This window comes from Chryseobacterium sp. UYP7 (genome assembly GCF_056279225.1).
Genome location: NZ_JBWBQW010000009.1, coordinates 134,116 through 152,820 on the forward strand (window position 1 = coordinate 134,116; position 18,705 = coordinate 152,820).

Here is an 18,705-nt window from a genome sequence, read left to right on the forward strand (position 1 = left end):
GTTGATAATAGTGCAATATCAAAATGTCACTTTTTCACTTTAACGAATTCGGTTAAAAGAGTCTTTTTCTTTGATGGTAAATTCATCAAAACAATAGCCAGGAGTATTAAAAGTATTCCCATCCATTGGATCAAAACAACTTTTTCGCCTAATAAAATGAACGCCATCGTTACAGAAACAGGGAGTTCCAGAGACGAGATAATACTTCCCAATCCCAAACCGGTCTTCGGGAATCCAAGATTAAATAAGGTGGGCGGAATAATGGTTCCAAACAAGGCGAGAATAAAACCATACGTGTAAAATATAGAATAATCGAAAGGTCTTATATGCTGGGTATTATCTGTAAAATTGAGGTAGAAGGATTTCAAAACATCAAAATGTAAAGGTCCAATTTGTGCAAAAAATAAAAAGATGAATACGATTACGGCTCCACCAGAAAGCATCACTAAACTCTTTCTCAGCACCGGAATATGCGTCGCCAAAGTGTTGGAGGTAAACATGGTCGCTGTAAAAGATGCCGCCGCCATTAATCCCCAGAATATCCCACGCCAATCCAGTTTCGCATCTAAATTAATCAGATTTGTCGCTAGAACAGTACCCAGTAAAACGATGATCGTTGCAATAACTTTCTTTGCGTTTGGAAACTTTTTCGAGATAAAACTTTCTACAACGACACTAAACCAAACCGACTGCATTAATAAAACAATTGCGATAGAAACGTTAATATACTGAACGCAGAGATAATAGAATAAGCTGGTACATCCTAAAGATGTTCCCGCGATCATTAATATTTTGATCTCTTTTTTGGTGGGAACTGCAAGTGTTTTTTTTGAGGTTTTGGTCTGAATTATATTTAAAATCAACAATCCAAGCAAACCTAAAACAAATTGTGCAGTGGTGACTTCCGAGGTCGTGTAACCGTCTTTATAAGATAATTTCACAAAGGTGGCCAACATTCCGAAAATACTGGCTCCAAGTGCAACGAATAAAACGCCTTTCAATATATTTTTCTTCTCCATTCTTTTTTTCAGCCTGCAAAACTACGTATTTTTAAATTTGCAATTAGGGAAGCATTTCTAAAAAAAAAGTGAAATAAAAAACTCAAATTTGAAAGACAAAAACAAAATATAATTTTGGAATTTTAATCCTCATTATTTTGATCGTCCATTTTTTTATCGACGATCTTTTGATGGCGTTTTTGCTTAATTTCCTTTGAATGTTTTAATTCATGAAAATATTGCTGAAGCGTTGCGATGAAAAATAAAATAAGAAATACGCTCAGGAACATATAAAAAATATTGAAAATTTTGCCCCAATCTGATTTCGGATAAATTTCTGAATTTCCTGTCGTAACCATAATCGACACTGCATAATTTACGCAGTCTAACCATCGCCAACCCTCCAGAAACCTAAATCCAATAATGCCTAAAATTAATACACCCAAAGTGGCGTAGGTTAAATATCGATATCGTTTTTCCCGCAGAAAAGTGCGGATCGCAGGTATAAGCATGATTTTTTTTTGAGGACGTAAAAGTACTCTATTTGGAATTTGTAGATCTGCTTACAAAAATATTTACCTGTTGATAGAAAAAAATTAAATCCGCTTATTTTAAAATCATTCTCTGGATTTTTTTTGATTAAAATAAAATAATAAAGATCCTGCGACAATAAGTAACCCTCCTGCAATAATACCCATATAGTCCGCCCAATCGTCTTCGATTACTGTAAACTCTCCCGCTGGATTTCGGGGATTATAATAAATATCGCTGGTCTTTCCCATGGTCACGCGGATACCACCAACTCTACCATTAACAGTTATCTTTTCATTCCGATTGGTCTTAAATTCGTAAACTGGCCAATAGGTATATTCCCTATAGTTTTGTTGATGACTTCGATACGGCTTTTCATTTTTCGTTTTCGTTTGTCCAATTACTGTTGCTGTACTTTTCAAACCATTTTTAATGATATTTTCATTTTGCGATTTTCCTTCAAAGGCAGCACCGGTAAGTCCAATACCCACCAATATCATTAACAAATACATGTATCTATCGAACTTCATACTTGAAGAAATGGAAAAAAAATTATTAAATTTGAATTGATGTAATTAAATTACTTGCGATAAAGTTCCAGATATAATTGTGCAGATTTATCCCAGGAGAAATCGTAACTCATATTCGACTGCACTAAATTTTCCATCAGATCTTCCTGATGATAAATTTGTAAAGCCCTGTGCATCGCACTCACGGTATCTTCTGCAGTGGCGCTTCCGAAATTAATTCCGCTACCGCCCGTAGAAATATCTTCTACAGTGTCGCGCAAACCGCCAATGTATCTTACGATCGGAACAGTTCCATAACGCATCGCATACATTTGATTCAGACCGCACGGTTCCACACGAGACGGCATTAAAAGGAAGTCAGAAGATGCATAAATTTTGTGAGAAAGATATTCTTTGTAGCCCAGATCTAATGCAAAGTTCGTGTAAACGTAATTTAACTCTCGAAGTTCGTTTTGAATTTGTGCGTCACCCGAACCTAAAATAATAATGTTTAATGACCCATTCGTTTGCTGAATACTTTTCTGAACAATTTCCGGTAACAGATCAGCGCCTTTTTCCCCCGCGAATCTGCCGATGAAACTGTATAAAGGCAGATCTGGATTTAAATCATATTCTTCACACAAGGCTTTTTTATTGAGCCATTTTCCTTCCTGCGCATTTTTTTTAGTAAAATTAAAATCTAAAAAATCATCGGTTTCAGGATCCCAGACCTCGGTATCGATTCCGTTGATTATTCCAAATGCTTTGCTTTCCTCCTGCCGAACTAGACCTTCCAAGCCGCGAAAACTTTGAAAAAGTTCCTGCATGTAGCCATCGGAAACCGCATTAAATGCATGGCAACATTTGATCATCGACGCCAGCGGATTAATGTATCCGTTCCAATCCAAAAGTCCCCATTGTTCGCCATAAAACCAAGGCAGATAATTCGCCATATCCCAACGCATTTGTCCCTGATATTCGCCGTTATGAATGGTGCCGATGGTTTTCACGCCTTTCAAGAAATTAAATTCCGGACAATTTTCAATCATAAAAGGAACAAGTCCGGTGTGATAATCGTGACAGTGCAAAACATCCGGACGAATCTGCATCGCCGAAAGCCAGTGTAAAACGCCATGTTGAAATGCGAGAAACTGCTGACTTTCGTCCCAATAACCGTAAGGATTATCGCGATCTAAAAGTCCGGGGATTTTTACCAGATAGAGATCGAAACCTAAAGTTTGACTTTTTTCCTTCATGATCTGCACCTGAAAATTATGAACACTTTGGTGGATCCATCCATCAAAAACAATCTCGAAAGCGTGTTCGTGAACGAAAGGTTTGTTGTACCATGGCATGATAACGCTGGCTTCGACGCCTGCAATTTTATTCAGATATTTTGGTAAAGCACCTACTACATCGGCAAGTCCGCCAACTTTTGCAACAGGATAACATTCCATGGAAAGGTTAAAAATCTTCATAGTTAATTTTTCAATGTTCGGAATTCAAAATTTAAAAGCATAGAATCACATTTTAAGAAAAACTTTTTTATTTTTCTTTCGGTATTTTTTTCGGTTTCAGCACATCTTCCTTTACCAAACTCTCATTTGAAGACAATGTTGAGGATGATTTCGTATCGCGAACAGTTTTTACTTTTTTATCCGAAACAGGACGTTCGGATTTAGGAGATGATTTTTCCTCTTTTAACAAGGTTTTCTTTTCTGCAGCTTTCAGTTTGCCTGCTGGTTTTTCTGCAGCGGCTGAAATTTCATTTTTCTTTTTGAGGACTGCTTTTTTCTGTTTCAAAACCACGCCGGCAAGTGGCGGTAGCTTCAAAATAATTGCATTGGGACGATACATCCATTCATCATCTTCTTCATCAACAATAGTTGCTTCGACGCCACTACCACCATATTTTTTGTCATCGGAATTTAAAATTACTTCCCACCTAGTCCCTTCATTCACTCCAATTTTATAATCAAAAACTCTCGGAGTTAAATTTAAAACGGTCATCGTAACATCATCTTCTTCTTTGCCTTTTCTTAAATAAATAAAAATGGAATTATTATCATCATTGGCTTCAACCCATTCAAAACCTTCCGGTTTAAACTGATTTTCATAGAAAGAAGTTTCGGTTGTATAAAGATGATTCAGATCTCTAACGAAATCCTGCAAGCTTTTATGGATCGGATGTTCGAGCAAATGCCAGTCGAGCGATATTTTGAAATTCCATTCGTTGGTCTGCCCAAATTCATCACCCATAAATAAGAGTTTTGCACCCGGATGCGTGAACATATACGTATACAAAGCGCGGAGATTTGCAAACTTCTGCCATTCGTCGCCAAACATTTTATAAATTAAACTTGATTTTCCATGTACAACCTCATCGTGAGAAAGCGGCATCATATAATTTTCATTATACATGTACATGGAGGAAAAAGTGATCTTGTTGTGAAGATATTTTCGGCTGATCGGATCTTCTTTAAAATATTTTAAAGTATCGTGCATCCAGCCCATCATCCATTTCATACCGAAACCAATTCCGCCTTCATCAACGGGTTTCGTAAGCAGAGGAAAATCGGAACTTTCTTCCGCAATTGTCATAATATCCGGGAATTCTTTATAAACTGCGGTGTTGAATTCCTGTAAAAACAGTTTCGCTTCCAGATTTACATTTCCACCTTCAATATTAGGTTCCCACTCGCCTTCATTCCGGGAATAATCCAAATGCAACATCGATGTTACTGCATCTACGCGCAAACCGTCTGCATGATAGCGGTCGAGCCAAAACATAGCGTTAGAAATGAGAAATGATTTGACTTCGGGTCTGCCGTAGTTGAAAATATAGGATTTCCAGTCGGGATGAAAACCTTTTCTGGGATCTTCGTGTTCGTAAAGAAAAGTCCCATCAAAACAATGAAGTCCGTTTGCATCACCCGGAAAATGAGACGGAACCCAATCGAGAATTACGCCTATGGAACTGTTATGAAGTTCGTTGATCAAAAACATTAAATCCTGCGGCGCACCAAAACGTGAAGTTGCAGCGAAAAATCCTGTGATCTGATAACCCCAGCTTGGATCGTAGGGATATTCCATCACCGGCATAAATTCTACATGCGTAAAATTCATTTCTTTTAAATAAGGAACAAGCCTTTCTGCGATTTCGCGATAGCTGAAAAATCTTTCCGGATCATCAACACCACGCATCCAGGAACCAAGATGCATTTCGTAAACAGAGATCGGAGCATCGAGATTATTTTTTTTCCAGCGGTTTGCCATCCAGTTTTTGTCATCCCATTCGTACCAGGTCGTAGAAACTAAGGAACTCGCCTGTACATTTTGCTCCCAACTGAGTGCAAAAGGATCGCCTTTTTCGAGCAGTACATCTTTATTGGTTCGGATTCCGTACTTGTAAATATCGCCCCATTTTAAATCTGCAATAAATCCTTCCCAAATACCGGAACTGTCCCATCTTGGTATTAATTGGTGTTCTTCGGAATTCCATTTATTAAAATCTCCGATCACTGATACCGCTTTTGCAAAAGGTGCCCAAACTGCAAAATAAACTCCTTTTTGGCCTTCGATCTCGATGGTGTGAGCGCCGAACTTATCATATAGTTTATAGTGTTTACCTTCCCGGAAAAGATAAATATCGTGGTCGGTAAACAGCGAGTGAGAAAGCACTTTTTCCATGGTTTTAGAATTTTCAGGATCTGATTAGTGAATGTTTTTTACATTTCAACAATAACACTTCAAATATATTTAAAATAAAGGTAAAAACCGCCGAAATATTGGTTAATGAAGACAAAGAAAACGTAGAATCGATCTTCTGCGGAGAAAATTTCTTACCGCTCAGAAACGTATTATTCTTACCGAAATATTTGCTAATTTTGACGCGTAAAAAACTAGAAAAAAGAGATGAAATTTACGATGACCTCTGATGAAGATGATGAAAGACCGGTTTTTCTTACCGGAAACTTTAACAAATGGAATCCGAGAGATTTAGCCTATGAGTTAAAGCCAGACCTGGAGCATATTTACAGCATTGATGTTGAAGACGAAGACCTTCCTGAAATTATTGAATATAAATACACGCGTGGCGGTTGGGGAAATGTAGAGATCGATCGCTTCGGAAATATTACGCCCAACCGAAAAGCTATAAAATCTGAAACAGAAAAGGAAGATAAGGTTGAAAAATGGCGTATTAACTGGGGACCTTTTAAGAAAGAATTTTTCCCGATCGTCGAAATAATTTCTGAAAAGTTTTTTATTCCACAATTGAACAGAACGCGGAAAATTTGGGCACTTCTACCCTACAACTATCATAAAACGGAGAAAACTTACCCTGTTCTTTATCTGCAGGATGCTCAAAATCTTTTTAATGAAGGATCGGCTTTTGGCAACTGGGAGATCGATCAAAAAATGTCGATCTTGGCGGAATATGGCCGAGGCGATTTGATCATTATTGCGATAGAAAATGGCAGCGAAGACCGCATTAAAGAATATGTTCTGGATTATAATTCCATCACCGAAAATGCAGAAGGTAAAAAATACATCCGGTTTCTTGCAGACACTTTAAAACCTTACGTCGATTCCGTTTACCGTACAAAATCAGAAAGAGAATTTACAGGAATTGGCGGAAGTTCTTTGGGTGGACTCATCAGTATTTATGCTGGATTTCTATATCCCGAAGTGTATTCGAAATTGATGATTTTTTCGCCTTCGCTTTGGGTTAATCCCGAAAATAATTATCCGCAGATGAATTTTAAAAATCCGTATGATATTAAAGTTTATCTGTACGGTGGTGAAATGGAAGGCTCCCAAATGACCGAACGAATGGAGCTTTTTGAAAAAACGATGAAAGGTTGGGAAAGTTCCCATTCCCTGCAGTTTGAATTTAAAATAAGCACGAACCACGAAGGTAAACACCAGGAGTTTTACTGGTCTCAGGAATTTCCGAGAGCCGTAGAATGGCTGTTTTATGATACTCAAGAAGATCCGAAAGATTTAGCGACGAAGGCTGAAATTATCCGGAGTGAAACAAGTGATATTTAGATTATTCCAGGTTTTTCAGAAATATTAGGAAAGTTATATAATTCGAATTATTAATATAAAAAATCGGCGGCGGATTCACCGCCGCCGATTAATTTCAGCCTCAAAAAAAAGAATTTTAATCTTCTTTTAAATCTGTATTATTTAACCTGACAGCAAGTTCATAAACATTCCCTCTCATCAAATATTTAATTCTTTCTCTCGTAGTTACTGTGTTCACAGCGTCGTTCTTGATGATAATAATTCGGTCACCGTCGGCGATATTTTGATCAGAGATCCAGTCTTCCGGCGCTACATCATTTTCTTTCCGTTTCATATCCTCCAGAATTACTTCTGCCATTTCCTGAAATTTTGGATCATCAGAATATAAAACCTGATATTCCGGATCCAGTCCTACGCGAAAGGTTTTTCTGGTTTCAATCAAGTGTCCGTCTGTATTTGGTAAAGGATTATCTGAACCATCAGTAAAACCTACCTCTACCAATTCTCCTCCATTGTCTGAAGCGTAATTTGCCGCATCATCGTATGTTTCAAAATTTGTCAAAATGGTGTAATTGTCAAATTCATACTTTTGAAGTCTCTCCGTATTTTCCATAAAATTTATTTTTTATTTATTATTATTTATCTTCTTTCACTTCGCGCCATTCGTTATCTTTCAAATTAGCTTCTATTTTTTCGACTTTCAAACTTTGTCGCAAGTAGGCGAACAAACTCATATAAATATTCGCCACAAAAACGAGCGCAAAAAGCGAGATTAAATAACCACGCCAATCTTCAAAAAGGAGTTTGTATTTTGTAATGAATAAAAAAATAACCGTAATATAATGACTGAAGCAATATTCACAGGTAAAAAGATAAAAGAATTTTCGTTCTACCAGTTTCTTACATTGCTGCGATCTTTTCGCACAATATATTCTCGGCTCCTTAAAAATTTCCTCGTGGGTAACAGTCCAGGCGACACAGGCTATTGGAATTGCGAGAACAAAAAGCCAGATTAACTGTTCATAAAGCTCCATAGATTATTTTATTAAAGGTACTCAAAAATTATACCTCCGTAAAGTCAGGCAGTAAAATTTTAAAAGAAATAATTTTTATCAATTTTTGAATTAAACCTTCAGATTGGATTAAGACATGAAATTTTTACCTGAAATGAACCGGTAAATTTATGGATTTCTCATTGCGAACAATTGCCGTCGTTTCTACTTCCTAAATTTTCCTTATTTTTAGGCAAATTTTTAAAATGAAAAGAAAATATATTTTCCTGTCGGCAGTACTTTTTCCGGCGGTGATGGCTTTCGCACAGCAATACGGCGGAATGTGGATTCCCACAGAACTTAATGAAAAAGAAATGAAGGATCTGGGCATGAAGATCTCTGCCAAACAAATCTTTGATCCTTCAAAACCCAGTATTAAAGATGCGGTTGTTCAGTTTAATGGCGGTTGTACAGCAGAAATTATTTCTCCACAAGGTTTACTTCTCACCAATCACCATTGCGGTTTTAGTCAGATTCAAAAACATTCTACGGTAAAAAATGATTATTTGACAGATGGTTTCTGGGCGAAAGATATGAATGGTGAACTGCCCAATCCTGGCGTGACTGTTGATTTTATTTCAGATATTAAAGAAGTTACGGCGCAGGTTTTAGCGGGAACTCAGAACTTAGATTCAAAAGCAGCCCAAGAGCTCATCAATAAAAACTTAGAATCTGTGAAAGCTGGTTTTAAACTGGAGCCCTGGCAAAAACTTGTTATTAAACCTTTGTATTACGGCAACAAATATTACGCTTACCTCATCGAAACTTATAAAGATATTCGTTTGGTTGGAGCACCACCACAAAGCATTGGTAAATTTGGTTCCGATACGGATAACTGGGTTTGGCCAAGACATACAGGAGATTTCTCGATGTTTAGAATTTATGCCGATAAAGACAACAAACCTGCAGAATATTCTAAAGATAACATTCCCTACAAACCGAAATATTTCTTACCCGTTTCTATTAAAGACAAACAGGAAAATGATTTCACTTTTATATTTGGATTCCCGGGAAGAACAACGGAGTATTTACCGGCAATCGCGGTAGAAAAAATCATGACCGAAACCGATCCAACCATGATCGCGGTTCGGGAAGTTGCATTGAAAACTTTGGACGAAAAAATGCGTTCTGATGCAGAAACGCGACTTAAATATGCTTCGAAATACGCCTCTGTAGCCAATTACTGGAAAAAATGGATCGGCGAAGTTGAGGGATTAAAAAAATCTGACGCTGTTGGAAAAAAGAAGATCTATGAGCAGCAGCTCATTGTAAAAAATCCTAAGATCAAAACGACCATCGATGAACTGAACCGACTTTACACAGAACAGTCGCCTTATAGTTTAAACAAAGCTTTCTATTCCGAAACCGTTCGGAATGCCGAAACGCTAACGCTCGCAAATAATTTCTATAATTACCTGCAAGCGGTAGAATCCGGAAAAATGGATGCTAAAGCGCTGGAAGGTTTTAAGTCCCGACTTTCTGGAATTTATGATAATTACGACGGAGAATTAGATGCAAAAGTGACTGCGAAATTATTGGCTTTATATACCAATAGAACCCAGCCTAAATTTTTACCAGCCGGTTTCGACCAATATAAAAATGAAAGTCAGAATCTTTCTACGATAGAAGCACTGTCTAAAAAATCTGTAATTACAGGTCGTGGCTCGGTGAATGGTGCAACCACTTATTCTGATATTAACAAAGTTTTTGCTGATCAAAATGCCCTGGTTAAAAATCTTAAGAGTGATCCTTTGATGAAATTATTTATGAATTTCAGAGAAACCTATATGAAAACGACGGATTCTCAATTCACAGATCTTCAGGCTCAAATCGATGACCTTCAGAAAAAATATATGGCGCAGCAAATGGAAACGGATAAAGACCGAACGTTTTTTCCGGATGCCAATTCTACGCTTAGGGTGACCTACGGAAAAATTAAAGGGTCAAATCCAAGAGACGCTGTTTATTACGGCTACCAGACGCATGTTGCCGGAATTATAGAAAAATATATTCCCGGAGATTATGAGTTTGATGTTCCAAAAAAATTAATTCAGTTGTACAACACGAAAGATTTTGGCGTTTACAAAGACAAAACCGGCGATGTTCCAGTAAACTTTACTGCCACTAATCATACGACAGGTGGAAACTCTGGAAGCCCAACCCTGGATGCGTACGGCAATCTGATCGGTTTAAACTTCGACAGACAGTGGGAAGGAACAATGAGCGACATTAATTTTGATCCACGTTTCAGCAGAAATATTATGGTTGATACCAAATATATTCTTTTCATCATTGATAAATTTGCCGATGCAAAATGGCTGATTAAAGAGATGAAAGTTGTAAAATAGTTGGGATGTCTGATGAAGGATGTCTGATGACGGATGTTTGAAGACGGATGTTTGAAGACGGATGTTTGAAGATGTATTGAATATCAACTTAGACTAATTATAAAGATCCCGTGAAAATTTTTCACGGGATTTTATTTTGAGGAAAATTTTTAAAAATAAAAAACTCCGGACCTATTTCCGGAGTTTTGCGTCTTCATGGTTTCTAGTTTATCTTTAAATCGTTTTCAATTGATCTTCTTAACATGATTATTATTGCAAATATCAACAAAAACAACATTCAATACAAGAGTGCAATCACCCCTTTTCTCTAGCTGATTTTACTAATTTTTGAGTGTGAATTTATTAAGTTAATCACAGTTACATTTTGCCCGCCGGTGACGCTTCATTTCGTTATCCCAGAAAGGATATATTTTCACGGCAATATAAAAATCACCGGAATGCAATTTTTTCTGCTTAAAGATCAAAGGAAAGACATTGGAACTCCCTAATATCAATGGGCCAATACGCAGATATCCGCCGAACTGCAAACTTTGGTATTCATATGAAGACATGGAAGCACCATAACTTAAAACTGGCTTTTGGACAGAGTACGACAGATTGACAATATTGCTTCTTTTAAGCGAATTTTTAAAAACCGGAATCCGCTGAATCCAGTCTGCATTCAAATATTGATGTTCAGCTATATTTTTACTTGCATTTAAATGTAAACTGGTAGGCAAACCGATTTGAAAATCCATTCCTCGTAAAGAGGCATTTTCGTCACCATAAACTTCTTTACTCAAGACCTCAAAATACTGTTGTGGACTGTCGAATTTCGTATTATCGAGATTTGGATTGTTAACAATTTTTAAAGTTTTGCCTTGAAACACCTGGTTTTCGCCTGCATAATTAACGCTGCCGAGATCTAAAATATTTAAACCTGCCTTAAAATTATAATCTTCCGAATCTTCCTGCCGATCAACGACTGCAATTCCAAAATCCAAACCGTAGCCTTTTCCCTTTTGTTTGAAATCATAACGATCCGTTTCAAAATTATAATTGGTGGCAATGTTGGCTTCTATATCGTAGTTTGAAGCATAAATTGTTTTCTTATTTACGCCGTTGTTAATCACCGAAGTTCGGTTTAATTCGATTGGGGAACGGCTGTTCACCTGCAACGCATCAAAACCCATTTCATATTTTAAGTTTGCGCCAATAATCCATTGATAATCTGAATATGGAAAAATTTCTGTTGCTAAATTTAATCCGATCTCGGCCCAGTTCATAAAGTTGAGTTGAAAAGGTTGAAGCGTATAATTTTCCGGCTCAATAATTTTCTGATTGCTGAATCTTAAGTAATTATCAACATTCATTGCAGAAGTTTGGGTACGTAATCTGGAAAAAAGCCCGACACTGAAAACCTTATCTTTAATGTTAGTTTTCAAACTGAAAGAAGGTCCTAAAACATCAGAACTGAAATGATAATTTCCGAAATCTTTGTTATAAAAATCTAAAACACCTGGCGTATTATTTCCATTGATATTTTCGGTATAGTTAACGGATTTAATTTCCGAATTACTCAAACCCAAAAAGCTTTGCTGAGAGATGTAAGCATAATCATTTTGTAGAAAAACATCTTCTGCAATTAAATTAATATCCCAGGGATTTGGATTAAGAAAAGGCTGCGTTGGAGAAAGAATTGCCGCATTAATTCCGCTGAACTGATCATTGGTAAATTCTAAATTTTCCTGTGCAAAAAACCAGACAGGAAACAAAAAAATAAATGATATTGAGAATAAAAAGACCCGCACAAAACTTTTATTTATTAACGCATTAAATAAAATTAAAGTATTTAAAGTCCTTATAAAAGAAAAAGAGTGAAAAATATTCACTCTTTTTTACATTCAATAGATAGATAGATGCTTTTTAGTACCCAAAAATTTCTTCCAGTGTCATTTCCTGAAGATCACCCATTTTAGTCATGGCTTTCATATCCAGATTTTCTTTTTTTCCGATGATTGCGGTATTATATTTCAACGGCTTCATTTCGGAGTTGTAAAAATCCGTCAGATCATTTAAAGTTAATTTTTCTATTTCGCTGTAAATATCTTTTCTAATATCGTAATCAATCTCTAACTTTTTAAGATTTAGATGATTAAAGAAAATATTGGTTCTGTTTACTCTTGCCGCAGCAATTTGTTTTAAAGCTGAGTTTCTGGCATTGTCGAACTGACCTTGTACCTGAGGCAGATCCGCCATTAATTCATCCATCGCATGCACTGCTTCCGGTAGTTTATTGGCCTGAGTTCCAATATACGTTGTAATATAATCGGGATGATTTAATTTTGCATTCGCAGCGTAAGAAACGTAGGCAGAATAAGCTAAACTCTTACTTTCTCTAATTTCCTGAAATACAATCGACGATAAACCCCGACCGAAATATTCATTGAAAACATTAATCTTTCCAAAATTTTTCAGGTTCACATTCTGTCCTTTTGCGATCTTACTCATTTCGGTCTGAACCATGTCGTAGTTCGTAAAGAACACTTTTCCTTCTGTCGCGGGTTCGGGATATATCTTTTTGACAGGAATTTTTATTGTTTCCTTTTCCACGAAATCAGCCACATAATTTTGAAACTTAGAGAAATCATTTCCGTAAAAGAAAATTTGAAAAGGCATAAAAAGCAGATCCTGGATCTTTTGCGTCATTTCTTCAGACTTGATCGCGTGTAACCGCTCTTCAGAAATCACATCTGTAAATCTGGATTCTTTACCAAATTTCGCGTAAGTGGAAAGCGCGGTCATAATTCGGGCCTTGTCTTTCTTGGCCACTTCCCGACCTTCCATGATTATTTTTACATTATTTTCGTAAACTTCCTGATCAGGTTTTGCGTTCTGCATCCAATCTTTCAAAAGCTGAATTCCTTTTGGCATGTTTTCTTCCAAACCGCTCAAAGAAATAGTCAGCTGATCTGGAGTTGTTCTGAAATCATTAGAAATTCCCAACTTAAAAAATTCATGATTGAGTTCATCTGCGTCCATTTTGTCAGTTCCCAGATACTGCAAAACCTGCGTCGCTAAGCCCAGTTCTCGGTCGTGATCACTACCGAAAGGGAAAATGAAATAAACCTGCGCAACATCATTGTACTGATTTTCGACGAAACTTATTGTTCTGCCTTTAATTTCGTCAGTCTTGATGGCTTTGGAATAATCAATAAATTCCGGTTGAATATCGTTGGATTTTTCCTCTAACAATTCCTTTAAAAAAGAAGACTGAGTAGTTTTATTTAATTTGATGGGCGTAATTCCAGGATTTTCTACCCGAATCAAATTGTCGTTAATGCCTTTTTCTTTTTTGATGACGACATAATTATCTTTGAAAAATTCGTTCGCAAATTTTACGATATCTGCTTTTGTAATTTTTTCATAGTCATTAATTTCATTCAACTCCTCTTCCCAACTTTGTTGATTGATATACGTTCCGTAAAGAACGGTGGCTAACCCATCGGCAGTTTCGAAGGATTTCATGCGATGAATTTTCATATCATTTACAATCGCCGAAATTAACCATTCCGCAATCTCCCCTTTTTTCACAAGGTCGATCTGACCCAGCAACAGTTGTTTCGCCTCTTCTAAAGTCTGTCCATTTTTCGGTACAATGACCATCGAAAAAGTTCCATAGTTTTTAAAAGGCGACGCATAAGCCAGCGCTCGCAAAGCTTTCTGACTTTGATTTATGTTAAGGTCAATTAGTCCTGATTCTCCGGAATTGCTTAAAATATTTGCAACCATATCAGCTAATCTCGCTTCGTGCGTTCCATAAGAATCGGTTCGCCAAGCCATTTGCAAACGTTCTGTGGAAGGACTTTTTACAGTTCTTTCTGTAATTTTCGTCAGGGCTTCTTCAACGACCTTTTCTTTTTTCGGAAGTTCTCTGTACTTGAAGGTTCCAAAATATTGATCGACCAGCTTAATGGTTTTATCAAAATCTAAATCTCCAACCAAAACCATCGCGTAATTGTTAGGCACATAATATTCTTCAAAATATTTGTGGATCGCCACCATCGAGGGATTTTTTAAATGCTCCGACTTTCCTAGCGTGGTTTGCTGACCATTTGGATGCGTGGGAAAAAGCGCGTCCATCAACTCATAATTAACCAAGCGTGCATCATTATCCTGAGCGCGGTTAAATTCCTCGTAAACCGTTTCTAATTCGGTATGAAACAGTCTCAAAGTTAATTCAGAAAATCTTTCTTTCTCAACCTTTAACCATTTCTCGAGTTCGTTGTTCGGAATATTGTTTTTGTAAACTGTCTCGTCGAGCCAGGTGTGAGCATTTGTGCCGGAAGCTCCTAAAGAAGAGATCGCTTTATCGTATTCATTCGCAATCGCAAATTCGCTGGCTTGCTGAGAAGCTTTATCTATTTTCTGGTAAAGTGATCTCTTTTTGTCCGGATCATGTTCGGCTTTATGCTGTTCGTAAAGATCCGAAAGACCGTCTAAAAGTGGTTTTTCTTTTGTCCAGTCCGCCGAAGCTAATTTAGAGGTTCCTTTGAACATCATATGCTCCAGATAATGCGCCAAGCCCGTATTGTCTGCAGGATCATTATTACTGCCCGTTCTTACGGGAATATAAGTTTGAATTTTTGGAGCATCGAAATTTTGAGCCAGATAAACTTTAAGCCCATTTTCTAAAGTGTAAATTCTAACGCCGTTTTTATCGTTTACGACAGTTTCGTAGGAGTAGCCTGCTTTATCGTTGAGGTTTTTAGTTTCAAATTGAGGTGCATTCGTCATTGAGCGCTTCATTTATCTTTTAGAAGTGAATAAGTCTTTAGTAAAAATTGTTTGAGCTTTTTTTCAGAATTAATGAGGTTTCAGCATATTTGCAGGATCCAGGATCTCATCTAATTTTTCCTGAGAAAGAATTCCTTTTTCTAAAACTAAATTGTAAACACTGTTTCCAGTTTCCAAAGCTTCTTTAGCAATTTCTGTAGAATTTTTATAGCCGATGTAAGGATTTAATGCAGTCACGATTCCAATACTGTGTTTTACCATATTCAGGCAAACTTCTTTGTTCGCGGTAATTCCGGTGATGCATTTTTCTCTTAAAGTGTCTAATGCATTCCCCAGGAAAATATTACTTTCCATTATAGAATGCGATAGAACGGGTTCCATTACATTCAGTTGAAGTTGACCTGCTTCTGCCGCGAAAGTAACCGTCAAATCGTTTCCGATCACTTTGTAGCAAACCTGATTTACCACTTCGGGAATTACAGGATTTACTTTTCCGGGCATAATTGAAGATCCGGGTTGCATTGGCGGAAGATTAATTTCAAAAAATCCAGCACGCGGTCCGGAAGAAAGCAATCTTAAATCGTTACATATTTTAGAAAGTTTCACGGCAAGTCTCTTCATTGCTGAAGAATAAATCACATAGGAACCTGTATCCGGAGTTGCTTCCACTAGATTTGGGGCAGACATAATTGGATAGCCCGTAATTTGCGCAAGATTTTTCGCACAAAGATTGGCATAACCAACTGGCGCGTTAATTCCTGTGCCGATCGCAGTTGCACCCATGTTGATCTCAACAAAAAGATTAGCGTTGTTGTTTAATTTAGAAATATCCTCTTCTAAAGTCGCAGCATACGCTTCAAATTCCTGACCTAAAGTCATTGGAACAGCATCCTGAAGCTGCGTTCTACCCATTTTGATGACATCGTTGAACTCAATCCCTTTTTGGCGAAAAGCTGCGATCGTTTTCTTCAATTTATCTACCAGGTCTTTGTTCATGTGCAGCAAAGCCATTTTTATAGCGGTCGGATAAGCATCATTCGTGGATTGTGACAAATTGATCTGATCATTGGGAGAACAAAACTGATAATCGCCTTTTTCTTTGCCTAATTTTTCTAAAACAATATTTGCAATTACTTCATTCGCGTTCATGTTTATAGAAGTTCCGGCGCCACCCTGAATCATATCGATCGGAAATTCTTCGTGGTATTTTCCCGCTAAAAGATCGTCACAACTTTCTGCAATTTTTTTGTAGAGACTTTCCTCCATCAGACCCAGTTCATAATTTGTTTTTGCAGCGGCCTTTTTTACCATTGCCAGCGCATTAATCATGTGTGGATAAGAAGAAAGAAGCTGACCTGATATTTTAAAATTGTCAATTGCTCTTTGTGTTTGAACTCCGTAATATGCGTTTGCAGGAACCTGTAATGTACCTAGCAAATCACTTTCATTTCTGAAATTTTCCATAAAAATAATTTGTTGAAAAGTTAAGGTTTATTTGTCGGATTGTAAAATTAGAAACCAATTTACTGCTATAAAAAACGGACGATTTTCAGTCGTCCGTTTCTTGATTTTATTTAAAATCGCTGTTAAAAATTTGAATTTGATCAAAGAAATCTACTTCGAGGCATATTTTACATTCAATGCCTGCAAGATCGCCCAAGATTCCGCATCCATAATTCCATTATATATTTGCGGACGGAAGTGATACTGAAAGGCTTCAATCGTTTTCTTTGTGGCGTCATCATAAGTTCCGGAAGGTTCTACACTATATCCCAAAGTTTTTAAAGCAGTTTGATATTTATAAATGAATTGCGAATTTGTCATTTGCATTGCGAAAAGATCGGTATCGATCTGGTTATAGAAGCCTTGCTTGGTTGCGTCATCATACCACATTCCTATTTGATATTGATCGTACAGTTTTTTCCAGGGAAATTTCGGTCCAGGATCTTGTTTCCGTGTCGGTGCGATGTCGGAATGCCCAATGATATTTGTTGCCGGAATCATATATCGGTCAGCAATATCCTTTACCAGTGCTGCAACTTTCTTAACCTGCGCATCATCGAACTCCGGAAAAATCTTTGTGCCCGTAGAATCTGTTTTGTAGCCAGCATTCACAATTTCGATCCCGATCGAAGTATCGTTTAACATTTTATCGTTTCTCCAGGCGCTTATTCCCGCATGATAGGCTCTTTTGTTTTCGTCGACCAGCTGGTAAATATCGCGGTCATCAATATCGTTAACTAGATAATGCGCACTTACCGACTGTTGCGTAAGAACCGCAACCGATTTATCATCATCTAAAGCAGTATAATGAAGAATAATATATTTCTGTCGGAAATTTTGACCAAGAGCGGGGAAATAAGTTTTCACGACTTTGTAACCCGTCGGATTCGCACTTACAATTGAACCATAACTGATCGTATTATCATTTTTGTAGGCATCTGCAATGTTTTCTCTATAAAAATCATTTTGACCCTCATGTTTAATGACGCCTTTTGGAAAAGTTGAAACTGGCGGTTTTGGCTTCAAATTCACATTTGAAGGAGCGGGTTTTGGTTTTGGTGCAGTTTTCTGCACTGTTTTTTGAGAACCACAGGAAACCGTGGCTATACTTAAAAGTATGAGGTATAATGAATTACGCATTTTTGAAATTTTTAATAAAATAATGTTCCAAAAATACAAAAAATTTTAAGCAAAAAGTTTTGGTTACTATTGAAAACTTTTTTATATTTGCACTCGCAATTACAGAACAGAAGCTCTTATAAATATTGCAATGGAGAGTTGCCTGAGTGGCCGAAAGGACTTGTTTGCTAAACAAGCGTATGGGAAACTGTACCAAGGGTTCGAATCCCTTACTCTCCGCAACTTTCAGAAAAAATTATTCGGGGCGTAGCGTAGTCCGGTCATCGCGCCTGGTTTGGGACCAGGAGGTCGCAGGTTCGAATCCTGCCGCCCCGACTTTATAGAAAACTCTTTCGAGAGTTTTCTTTTTTTAAAATTCATGACTCCCAATATTGAATTAAAAATCCCGGAAATGGGTGCGTAGCTCAGCTGGATAGAGCATCTGCCTTCTAAGCAGACGGTCACAGGTTCGAATCCTGTCGCGCTCACTTAAACTTCACAATTATTTGTGGAGTTTTTTTTTATTTAAAGAAGATTGCTGGAGTGAGCATCCCGATTTTAATCGCGACGATCACAATCCGAATCCTTTCGCGCTCACTTAAACTTCACAATTATTTGTGGAGTTTTTTTTATTGAAAGAAGATTGCTGGAGTAAGCATCCCGATTTTAATCGGGACGATCACATTGCGAATCCTTTCGCGCTCACTTAAACTTCACAATTATTTGTGGAGTTTTTTTTATTTAAAGAAGATTGCTGGAGTAAGCATCCCGATTTTAATCGGGACGATCACATTGCGAATCCTTTCGCGCTCACTTAAACTTCACAATTATTTGTGGA

13 protein-coding genes and 3 tRNA genes are annotated in these 18,705 nt (G+C 37.2%); 5 read left to right on the top strand and 11 right to left on the bottom strand.

The annotated features are described in order from the left end of the window. Positions 1-26: 26 nt before the first annotated feature. The 5 genes from ACZ9HT_RS16080 to glgB all read right to left on the bottom strand — a co-directional run bounded on the left by ACZ9HT_RS16080 (position 27) and on the right by glgB (position 5,728). Positions 27-1,019, bottom strand: coding sequence for an EamA family transporter (locus ACZ9HT_RS16080; RefSeq protein ID WP_476041518.1), 993 nt, complete (start codon positions 1,017-1,019; stop codon positions 27-29). A 122-nt stretch (positions 1,020-1,141) separates the two neighbouring features. After that, complete coding sequence (locus tag ACZ9HT_RS16085) at positions 1,142-1,510, bottom strand: potassium channel family protein (protein WP_476041519.1); 369 nt, start codon at positions 1,508-1,510, stop codon at positions 1,142-1,144. Positions 1,511-1,615: 105 nt separating this feature from the next. Further along, a complete protein-coding gene (locus ACZ9HT_RS16090; protein ID WP_476041520.1) occupies positions 1,616-2,059 on the bottom strand; it encodes a DUF3592 domain-containing protein in 444 nt (147 codons plus the stop codon). A 50-nt stretch (positions 2,060-2,109) separates the two neighbouring features. Next, on the bottom strand, positions 2,110-3,516 hold the full coding sequence (locus ACZ9HT_RS16095; protein ID WP_476041521.1) for a glycogen synthase: 1,407 nt from the start codon (positions 3,514-3,516) through the stop codon (positions 2,110-2,112). A 67-nt stretch (positions 3,517-3,583) separates the two neighbouring features. Further along, complete coding sequence (gene glgB / locus ACZ9HT_RS16100) at positions 3,584-5,728, bottom strand: 1,4-alpha-glucan branching protein GlgB (protein ID WP_476041522.1); 2,145 nt, start codon at positions 5,726-5,728, stop codon at positions 3,584-3,586. Between the two features lie 225 nt (positions 5,729-5,953). On the opposite strand from glgB, the gene ACZ9HT_RS16105 reads away from it, so the two are divergent. Continuing rightward, positions 5,954-7,090 carry an alpha/beta hydrolase gene (locus ACZ9HT_RS16105; protein ID WP_476041523.1) on the top strand — a complete coding sequence of 379 codons (1,137 nt, stop codon included), beginning with the start codon at positions 5,954-5,956 and terminating at the stop codon, positions 7,088-7,090. 115 nt (positions 7,091-7,205) lie between these two features. On the opposite strand, the gene ACZ9HT_RS16110 is transcribed toward ACZ9HT_RS16105, so the two are convergent. Both ACZ9HT_RS16110 and ACZ9HT_RS16115 read right to left on the bottom strand, forming a co-directional pair. Then, positions 7,206-7,682, bottom strand: coding sequence for a hypothetical protein (locus tag ACZ9HT_RS16110; protein ID WP_476041524.1), 477 nt, complete (start codon positions 7,680-7,682; stop codon positions 7,206-7,208). Between the two features lie 22 nt (positions 7,683-7,704). Further along, positions 7,705-8,103, bottom strand: a complete 399-nt coding sequence (locus tag ACZ9HT_RS16115) for a hypothetical protein (protein ID WP_476041525.1) — start codon at positions 8,101-8,103, stop codon at positions 7,705-7,707. A 224-nt stretch (positions 8,104-8,327) separates the two neighbouring features. Between ACZ9HT_RS16115 and ACZ9HT_RS16120 the strand changes: the two genes are divergently transcribed. Further along, on the top strand, positions 8,328-10,469 hold the full coding sequence (locus ACZ9HT_RS16120) for a S46 family peptidase (protein ID WP_476041526.1): 2,142 nt from the start codon (positions 8,328-8,330) through the stop codon (positions 10,467-10,469). Positions 10,470-10,816: 347 nt separating this feature from the next. Here the strand turns inward: ACZ9HT_RS16120 and ACZ9HT_RS16125 are convergent, their stop codons facing one another. The 4 genes from ACZ9HT_RS16125 to ACZ9HT_RS16140 form a co-directional block, all read right to left on the bottom strand. After that, positions 10,817-12,223: a hypothetical protein gene (locus ACZ9HT_RS16125; RefSeq protein WP_476041527.1), complete on the bottom strand. Its 1,407-nt coding sequence runs from the start codon at positions 12,221-12,223 to the stop codon at positions 10,817-10,819. A gap of 151 nt (positions 12,224-12,374) precedes the next feature. After that, positions 12,375-15,245, bottom strand: a complete 2,871-nt coding sequence (locus ACZ9HT_RS16130; RefSeq protein ID WP_476041528.1) for a M16 family metallopeptidase — start codon at positions 15,243-15,245, stop codon at positions 12,375-12,377. Positions 15,246-15,314: 69 nt separating this feature from the next. Further along, positions 15,315-16,709, bottom strand: coding sequence for an aspartate ammonia-lyase (gene aspA / locus ACZ9HT_RS16135; protein ID WP_476041529.1), 1,395 nt, complete (start codon positions 16,707-16,709; stop codon positions 15,315-15,317). A gap of 150 nt (positions 16,710-16,859) precedes the next feature. After that, entirely contained in the window at positions 16,860-17,888 is a 1,029-nt protein-coding gene (locus ACZ9HT_RS16140) for an N-acetylmuramoyl-L-alanine amidase (RefSeq protein ID WP_476041530.1), read from the bottom strand. 132 nt (positions 17,889-18,020) lie between these two features. On the opposite strand from ACZ9HT_RS16140, the gene ACZ9HT_RS16145 reads away from it, so the two are divergent. The 3 genes from ACZ9HT_RS16145 to ACZ9HT_RS16155 all read left to right on the top strand — a co-directional run bounded on the left by ACZ9HT_RS16145 (position 18,021) and on the right by ACZ9HT_RS16155 (position 18,355). Further along, positions 18,021-18,107: transfer RNA gene (locus ACZ9HT_RS16145), tRNA-Ser, on the top strand. A gap of 21 nt (positions 18,108-18,128) precedes the next feature. Further along, a tRNA-Pro gene (locus ACZ9HT_RS16150) sits at positions 18,129-18,203 on the top strand. Between the two features lie 78 nt (positions 18,204-18,281). Then, positions 18,282-18,355, top strand: a tRNA-Arg gene (locus ACZ9HT_RS16155). Positions 18,356-18,705 lie beyond the last annotated feature (350 nt).